Below are 6,918 nucleotides of genomic sequence, written 5' to 3'. Positions count from 1 at the left end.
TGGTCGCGACCCTGCCCCCCGCCGAACGCGAACGCCTGGAACCCCTGCCCCCCAACGTCCGCGCCGTCGAGTTCGCCCCCCTGCACGCCCTGGCCGCGACCTGCTCGGCCGTCATCAACCACGGCGGTTGGGGAACCTTTCTGTGCTCTCTGTCGTTTGGTGTGCCACAGGTCGTGGTTCCGACGTGGTTCGACAACGTCCTGCCCGCGCGGCGTCTGGAGGCGGCGGGGGCGGGACTGCACGTACCACCGGAGCAGGCCGACGGCCACAGCGTCCTCCGGGCGGTCACCCGACTCCTGGAGGACCCCTCCCACACCGCGGGAACCCGGCGTATACGCACAGAAATGGAGTCGTCACCATCCCCCAACCGGATCGCGTCCCGCATCCGCGAGATCACCGAACGGCACAGGCACGCCTGAGAGCGGTCCGCCGACGGCCGGGACGGGCTGGGCCGGGATGTGCGTTCCCCTCCCGCGGGTAGGACCGCGAACCCCCGGACGCCGAAAGCGGCGAGGACGGCCCCCCACACCGGCCCGACGCACGGCGACCACACCCATGCAACGCTGGGAGAACAGAGATGGACAGGGACATACGTGTTCAGTTACTCGGCAGGGTGGCACTATCCGTCGACGGCGAGGCGCCGGCCCTCGGTGGAGGCCGGCAGCGCGCCTTCTTCAGCGCCCTGGCGCTGAGGGCGAACCGCTCGGTGAGCCGCGAGGAGATCGTCCACGCCGTCTGGGGAAGCGAACAACCACATTCCGTGACCAGCAGTGTACACACCTATGTCGCCAGACTCAGGCGGGCCCTCGAACCCGAGCGGCGGCCACGCAGCAGTTCACAGCTCCTGGAGTTCGACGGGCTGGGCTACAGACTGAACATCGATCCGAAGAGGGTCGACGCACACCTGTTCGAGAACCGCCTGGACCAGGCCAAACGCAGCTCCGGCTCCCTCCACGACTCCCTCGCGGAGCACGAGGAGGCTCTCGCCCTGTGGGAGGGGAAGCCCCTGGTGGGCATCCCCGGGCCGTTGGCCCAGGTCGAGCGCTTCCGTCTGGAGGAGCTGCACCTGTCCGCGCTGGAGGACCGGTTCGAGCTGATGCTCGCCCTCGGTCTGCACCGCGAGGCGCTGCACGGCCTCTCCGGCCTCACGCAGGCGTACCCCCTCAGGGAACGGCTGCGCGACCTGCTCATGTCGACCTACTACCTGTGCGGCCGCCGGGCGGAGGCCCTCATGGAGTACCACGACCTCCGCGACGAGCTCGTACGGCAGATGGGCATCGAACCCGGATCCGACCTGCGGAGGAAGTACCTGCGGATCCTGCGCGGGGAGCCCCTGTTGGACCACGACCCTCCGGGCGGCACCACGCGGGTCCGCGCCTCCCGCACCGTCCCCGCACAGCTTCCCCGGAACATACCGGACCTGATCGGGCGGGACACCGAGACGAAGTACCTCCACAGCCTCATCGAAAGGCCCGTTCCCAATGACAGACCGCTGCTCATCCACATCGACGGGGCGCCCGGAACGGGCAAGACCGCCCTGGCCGTCCACTTCGCACACGAGGTCTCCTCCCTCTTCCCGGACGGACAGCTCTACCTGGACCTGCACGGGTTCTCCGCCTCGCGGGAACCGCTCGCCACGGACCAGGCCCTGCGGCACATGCTCTTCGGCCTCGGCGAACCCGTGCCCGACACCGTCCCCCGGGAACGGCTGCTGGGACTGTTCAGGAGCCTGACCTCGGGCAAGAGGCTGCTGATCCTGTTGGACAACGCGGACTCGCCGGAGCGCGTACGGCCGCTGCTGCCCGGCTCGCCGCGGTGCGCCGTGATCGTCACCGGCCGCGACCGGATGACCAGCCTGTCCATACGCGACGGAGCACGGCGCCTGACCCTCGAACCGCTCACCGACGAGGACGCGGCGCTCCTGGTGCTGCGGTCCGCCGCCAGGGCCTTCTCCGAGCAGAGCGCCCCCCGGCCCCCCACCCTGCCGGGGCCGGCGGACGTCGTGGAGCTCTGCCGGTCGCACAGCAACGCCCCCCTCCCCCTCCACTCGATCTCGGAGCTCCTCGTCCAGGCGGCCTCCTCCGAGCCGAGAAGGGACTCGGTACTCGAACGGCTGCCCCCCGACAGCTTCGAACGCTCGTTCGCCTCGGAGCCCATCTCCTGGTCCTACGACTCCCTGCCCCCGGACTCGGCCACGGTCTTCCGCTCGGTGGGGCTTTCCGACGCCCCCTTCCTGGAGGTGCGGGCGGTCGCCCACATGCTGTGCGGCGACGTGAGCGGTGTCCGGGAACACCTGGTGAAGCTCAGCACGGCCAACCTGCTCCGTGAGACCGGCCACGACCACGTGAGCATGCCCCGCTACCTGAAGCTCTACGCGAGGGAGCGCTCCAGGACGGAGGACTCCCCCGAGCGCAGGGCCGGGTGGGCACGCAGGATCGCCCACTACTACACCTCGTTCGCGGTCCACGCGTGCCGCGTCATAGCCGGGGAGCAGACCCTGCCGGGAGTGCACGGCCCCGGGTTTCCGGGTTTCGGAACACGTGACCAGGCCCTGGCCTGGCTTCGTTCCGAGAGAACCGTCCTCCGGAGCGTCACACGCGAGGCGGGGCGGACCGGGCGCGGCCTCTGAGGAGCTCCGCCGGTGCGCTGTCCCGCCAGCGGGACAGCGCACCGGCGGACCGAACCGGGAACGCCTTTCACGGACGGCCGGAAGGCCGACGAGAATAACTTACCCGGAGCAGAACCCCTGTCGTCGTCCGCTGACAGAAATAGGACAGCCTTTTCAGGCGTCCTTTCCATCCCCCGGAAACGCATCCCGGCCACGGCCCCGGCGCGCCGCGACCATTGTGCGCCCGCCGGCTCCGACCCGGGGACACGGCGCCTCGGGAGCGCAGCGGCCCGGACGAACCATACCGCTGGCCGATCAGGACGCCCCCTTCTATGCTTGGCTTCGCTCGGCGACACCCGTCCGGCCTTCCACTGGCAACTCAGGAGGAGGCAAAGTTCCCTGTGCGCACCGCACTGGACAATAAAACCGCAGTTTCGACGGCAAGGTGAAGAACCGGTGCGCCCCGGCAAGGAATCTCGAACGGAGCGGATATGCGTTTCCTGCGTGACAGGGAGAAATTCAGGGTTTCGGTCATCGGCCTCGGACACGTGGGTTCCTGCGTCGCGCTCGCCCTCGCCCACAGGGGTGTCGACGTCGTCGGGGTGGACACCGACACAGCGCTCGTGGAGGAGCTGGGACGGGGCCACTGCCGTTTCCAGGAACCGGACCTGGCGGACCTGCTCACGAGGTGCCGCGGCCTTCCGACCCTGAGGTTCTCGTCGAACCACTCGGCGATCTCCTCGACCGACGTGGTGATCGTCGTGGTGGGGACCCCGGTGGACGAGTCGGGCACGTTCGTCGACACCCAGCTCAGGGACGCCTGCAAGGAGATGAGCAGACACCTGAGGCGAGGCCAGCTCCTGGTCTTCAAGAGCACCGTCCCACCGGGCACGACCCGCGACCTGGTCATCCCCCTCCTGGAGAGCGGCGGCCTCACCTGCGGCGAGGACTTCGGAGTCGCCTTCTCCCCCGAGCGGCTGTCCCAGGGCGCCGCGCTGCGCGAGCTGACCACCCTCCCCGTCGTGGTGGGCGGCGCCGATCCGCACAGCGTCGAGGCGGCCGAGGCGTTCTGGCGCACGGCCCTGGGTGTCGAGACCACCTCGTGCTCCTCGCTGGAGACCGCGGAGATGATCAAGATCGCCAGCAACTGGTGGATCGACCACAACCTCGCGCTCGCCAACGAGCTCGCTCTGGTCTGCTCCCGGTTCGGGGTGGACACGCTGGAGGTGGTCGCCGCCACCAACAGCCTCCCCAAGGGGGAGGGCAACGTGAACATCCTGCTGCCCAGCGTTGGTGTGGGCGGTTCCTGTCTGACCAAGGACCCCTGGATGCTGTGGAGCACCGCGCGCGAGCACGGCGTCGAGCTCAGCACGGTCACGACCTCCCGCGGGGTGAACGACGGCATGCCCGGGCACGCCGCCAGGATGACCGTCGGAGCGGTGGAGTCGCTGGGCAGGACGCCTTCGACGGCCAAGGTCGCGGTCCTCGGCCTCGCCTTCAAGAACGACACGGGGGACCTGCGGGCCACACCGGTGGCCCGCATGGTCAGGGACCTGCGCGACCTGGGCGTCGAGGTCGCCCTCCACGACCCCCTCGTGGAGGAGGCCGACGCCGAGAGGGTCTTCGGCCTCCCGCTGTGCCCCAGCGTCGAGGACGCCGTGCGCGACGCCGACTGCCTCGCCGTGACGGCGTGGCACAAGGAGTTCTCCTCGATCGACTTCGCGGAGCTGAAGCGGTACACCTCGTCCCGCTGTGCCGTGATGGACGGGCGCGCCTACTTCTCCCGGGAGACCATCGGGCAACTGGAGTCTCTCGGATACACCTATCTCGGGATCGGACGGTAGATGCGATGACACGTGCAGTCGTGACCGGTGGACGCGGATTCGTCGGAAGCCACCTGGTCGACCGGCTGGTCGCCCGGGGCGACGAGGTGACCGTGTTCGACACCGGACGGCGGGCCACCCAGGCAGCGAGACGCCACGTGGACGCACGGTTCGTCACGGGCGACATACGGAACCCGGACGAACTGGCGGCGGTGATCACCAAGGACGTCGACGTCGTCTACCACCTCGCCGCGGTGGTGGGCGTGGACCAGTACCTCGCCACACCCCTCGACGTGATCGACACCAACTTCACCGGCACCAGGAACGTCCTGGAGAGGGCCGCGGAAGCGGGGACCAGGCTCGTTCTCGCCAGCACGAGCGAGGTCTCCGGGATGAACCCGGCCGTCCCCTGGACCGAGGACGCGGACCGGGTTCTGGGCAGTACGTCCGTCAACCGCTGGAGCTACTCCTCCAGCAAGGCCCTGGCCGAGCACCTGACCTTCGCCTTCGTGCGCCAGAGAGGCCTCGACGCGTCCATCGTCCGCTACTTCAACCTCTACGGTCCCCGCCAGCGTCCCGCGTTCCTCATCAGCCGGACCGTCCACCGCTGTCTCAACGGCCTCCCTCCCATCGTGTACGACGAGGGCAAGCAGACACGGACCTTCACCTCCGTCCACGACGCGGTCGGGGCGACCGTGCGCATCGGCGCCAGCGAGGCGGCCTCCGGCGAGTGCTTCAACGTGGGGAACTCGACGGAGATGACGATCCAGGAGGCGGTGGAACTCATCGTTGAGCTCACCGGTTGCGACGCGGGGACCAAGTCGATCGACACGGAACAGAGCTTCGGTGTCACCTACCAGGACCTGGGGCGGCGCGTCCCGGACACCACCAAGCTGCGGACCCTCATCGGGGCGCGGTGCGACACCGGCCTGCGCGAAGGCGTGACACGCCTGGTGGAGTGGGCGGCCGCGAACCCGTGGTGGCTGGAACTGGAGGACGACTCCCCGTCCTGACCCGCGGCTCCGGAACGGAACCGCCGCCGTTTGCCCCTCCCCACACCTGCAAGGAAAGAGCCGACATGCCGACCACTACGGAGTGCCGTGTCTGCGCCGGTACGGTCCGAGAGTTCTTCGACTTCGGACGCCAGCCGCTCTCCGACGCGTTCCGACTTCCCGACTCCACCGACGAGGAGTTCTTCTTCCGACTGGCCGTGGGCGCCTGTGATGCGTGCACGATGGTGCAGTTGATGGAGGAGGTACCCAGGGAACGCATGTTCCACGAGGACTACCCCTACCTCTCCTCCGGCTCCGCCGGGATGCGAAACCACTTCGAGGCGGTGGCCAAACGCTTCCTGACGTCCGAGCTCACCGGTGAGGACCCCTTCACCGTCGAGATCGGCTGCAACGACGGGGTGATGCTGAAGACCATCGCGGACGCGGGCCAGCGGCACCTCGGAGTGGAGCCGTCGGGCGGTGTCGCCGACATCGCGGCCTCACTGGGCGTCGACGTGCGCAAGGACTTCTTCGAGGAGGAGACCGCGGCGCGGATCATCGACCGGAGCGGACACGCGGACGTGGTCTTCTCCGCGAACACCTTCTGCCACATCCCCTACATCGGTTCGGTCCTGCGCGGTGTGGAGGCACTGCTCTCGCCCCGTGGCGTGTTCGTGTTCGAGGACCCCTACTTCGGCGACATCGTGGACAAGACCTCCTACGACCAGGTCTACGACGAGCACTTCTTCCTGTTCACCGTGACCTCCGTCCGGACGATGGCATCGCGCTTCGGTCTGGAGCTGGTGGACGTCGAGCGGATCCCCGTCCACGGCGGGGAGCTGCGCTACACGCTCGCCCGGGCCGGAGCGCGCGAACCCTCCGCGGCCGTCGCCGCCATGCTGGCGGAGGAGGCGGAGCGCGGGCTGGCATCGCAGGAGACCCTGCGCGGTTTCGGGGAGAGCGTGCGGCGCTCGCGGGAACGGCTCCTGGCGCTCCTGCGCCGCCTCCGCGCAGAGGGCAGGCGGGTCGTCGGCTACGGGGCCACGGCGAAGAGCGCCACCGTCGTGAACTTCTGCGGAATCGACGAGGGCCTGATCGAGTTCGTCACCGACACCACTCCGGCCAAGCAGGGGCGGCTCACCCCCGGGGGGCACATCCCGGTACGCGGGCCCGAGGCCTTCTCCGACCCCTACCCGGACTACGCGCTCCTCTTCGCCTGGAACCACTCCGAGGAGATCATGGCCAAGGAGCGGGCGTTCCGCGACTCCGGCGGCCACTGGATCGGTTACGTGCCCGAGGTGCGCGTGCTCTGAGGACCGTCTGGACGGGCGGGCCCCGGACCGGCCGGAGCCCGCCCGTCCGTCTTCTAGCGGTGGGGGGTGGTGTGTTGTTCGGCGAGTCGGGTGAGTCGGGCGGCGGTGTGGTTGGGGGTGGGCATCCGCTGGGCCTGGCGGCGTAGCCGGTCGGCGTTTCGGCGGTGCGCGGGGTCGTGCAG

5 protein-coding genes are annotated in these 6,918 nt (G+C 69.3%); all 5 read left to right on the top strand.

What is annotated here, in order from left to right; all coding sequences use genetic code 11:
- On the top strand, window positions 1-419 hold a 419-nt coding region (locus FYX01_RS25860; RefSeq protein WP_223830659.1), incomplete at its 5' end, for a glycosyltransferase.
- 194 nt (window positions 420-613) lie between these two features.
- Window positions 614-2,629: an AfsR/SARP family transcriptional regulator gene (locus tag FYX01_RS25855; RefSeq protein ID WP_190394494.1), complete on the top strand. Its 2,016-nt coding sequence runs from the start codon at window positions 614-616 to the stop codon at window positions 2,627-2,629.
- A gap of 470 nt (window positions 2,630-3,099) precedes the next feature.
- The gene (locus FYX01_RS25850) at window positions 3,100-4,452 is read left to right on the top strand and encodes a nucleotide sugar dehydrogenase (protein ID WP_150246471.1); all 1,353 of its coding nucleotides are present in this window, start codon (window positions 3,100-3,102) and stop codon (window positions 4,450-4,452) included.
- A gap of 5 nt (window positions 4,453-4,457) precedes the next feature.
- On the top strand, window positions 4,458-5,444 hold the full coding sequence (locus FYX01_RS25845) for an NAD-dependent epimerase/dehydratase family protein (RefSeq protein ID WP_150246468.1): 987 nt from the start codon (window positions 4,458-4,460) through the stop codon (window positions 5,442-5,444).
- Between the two features lie 65 nt (window positions 5,445-5,509).
- The gene (locus FYX01_RS25840) at window positions 5,510-6,736 is read left to right on the top strand and encodes a class I SAM-dependent methyltransferase (RefSeq protein ID WP_150246465.1); all 1,227 of its coding nucleotides are present in this window, start codon (window positions 5,510-5,512) and stop codon (window positions 6,734-6,736) included.
- Window positions 6,737-6,918 lie beyond the last annotated feature (182 nt).

Source organism: Nocardiopsis quinghaiensis (genome assembly GCF_008638365.1).
GTDB classification, from domain to species: domain Bacteria; phylum Actinomycetota; class Actinomycetes; order Streptosporangiales; family Streptosporangiaceae; genus Nocardiopsis; species Nocardiopsis quinghaiensis.
This window is presented reverse-complemented; position numbering and strand designations above follow the sequence as displayed.